1 protein-coding gene is annotated in these 1598 nt (G+C 34.9%); it reads left to right on the forward strand.

Features of this window, described 5'->3' with window-relative positions; genetic code table 11:
* Nucleotides 1-246 precede the first annotated feature (246 nt).
* A complete protein-coding gene (locus tag AC1DRF_RS26960) occupies nucleotides 247-1572 on the forward strand; it encodes a hemolysin family protein (RefSeq protein WP_013057688.1) in 1326 nt (441 codons plus the stop codon).
* The last annotated feature ends 26 nt before the right edge of the window (nucleotides 1573-1598 follow it).

Genomic DNA, 1598 nt, shown 5'->3' on the forward strand with positions numbered 1-1598 from the left:
ATAACACACTCGCAATACGTTTGCTAAAAGTCAGTTGAACTGTAGAACCGATATGTGATAGACCATGATGGTAAAGTTAAGATTAATTCCCCTAAATGAACATGTAACATAATAAACTGCTTCTTTTTCTTTTTAAAGATAGAAGCAGTTTTTTTATGTGCGTTTTTCTTTTCTTGATTTAATACATGTTTTCTCCACTTTGGCTAACACTTAAGATATACATTTACATACAAGGTGGTGACTTTGATGATCGCCGTAAAATTACTATTAGTCGCAGTTTTAATTGCATTAACTGCTTTTTTTGTAGCGACAGAATTCGCTATTGTAAAAGTAAGAAGTTCAAAAATCAATCAGCTTCTAGAAGAAGGACATAAAAAAGCTGTATCTGCCAAACACGTTATTACGCATCTAGATGAATATCTATCCGCTTGTCAGCTTGGTATCACCATCACAGCTCTCGGGCTTGGTTGGCTTGGTGAACCGACGCTAGATCGGTTGCTTCATCCTCTTTTTACTACCTTCCATACCAATGAGCCGCTTGCTGGTATTTTATCTTTTGTCATTGCATTTGTTGTTATTACTTTTTTACATGTTGTCTTGGGGGAATTAGCTCCTAAAACATTTGCTATTCAAATGGCTGAACAAATTACGCTGAACTTTGCAAAACCGATTATCGTGTTTTACAAACTTATGTATCCGTTCATTAAAATATTAAATGGATCAGCTCGTATGTTGACTAAGATTTTTGGTATAACGATGATTTCAGAAAATGAAGCTGCTCATAGTGAAGAAGAGCTGCGTATTTTGTTATCTGAGAGCTTCGAAGGCGGTGAAATCAATCAATCCGAATATCGATATATGAGCAAAATCTTTGATTTTGACGATCGTTTAGCGAAAGAAGTAATGGTCCCTCGTACGGAAATTGTGAGTGCTTCCAAAGACGACGTCGTAGAGGTTTTTTTGCAAATCGCAAATGTCGAAAAATATACGCGCTATCCAATTGTTGAAGATGGGGATAAAGATAAAGTAATCGGTCTCGTTAATATCAAAGAAATTTATAATGATATTGTATTCAACGAAAAAGACGGCACCAATACGTTAGAGTCATACGTCAAGCCTATTTTTAAAGTAATTGAAACCGTACCCATTCATGACTTGCTTGTAAAGATGCAAAAAGAACGTATTCAAATGGCTATTCTTTTTGATGAGTATGGCGGAACCGCTGGGCTTGTTACAGTAGAAGATATTATTGAAGAAATTGTGGGAGAAATTCGAGATGAGTTTGATACGGACGAAATTCCTTATGTACAAAAAATTAAAGACGATCATTATATTCTTGACGGAAAAATGCTCATTAGCCAAGTAAATGATTTACTCGGTACGGATATTAGCGACGAAGAAGTAGATACCATTGCCGGGTGGGTGTTAACCGAAAAGTTTGATGTGACCAAAAATGATATCATTCAGCATGAGCAATTTTACTTTAAAGTTCTGATTATAGAGGATTTTCACATTAAGTATATAGAAGTGAAAAAAAGAAAGAAGAAAGAAAAAAAGGATGATCATCATTAATCATCCTTTTTATTTATTCAAAATCC

The sequence above is a fragment of the Priestia sp. P5_B4 genome, from assembly GCF_056400385.1.

Coding starts and splice junctions, on each gene's coding strand:
- AC1DRF_RS26960 (WP_013057688.1), top strand. CDS start 247: ATGATCGCCGTAAAATTACTATTAGTCGCAGTTTTAATTGCATTAACT.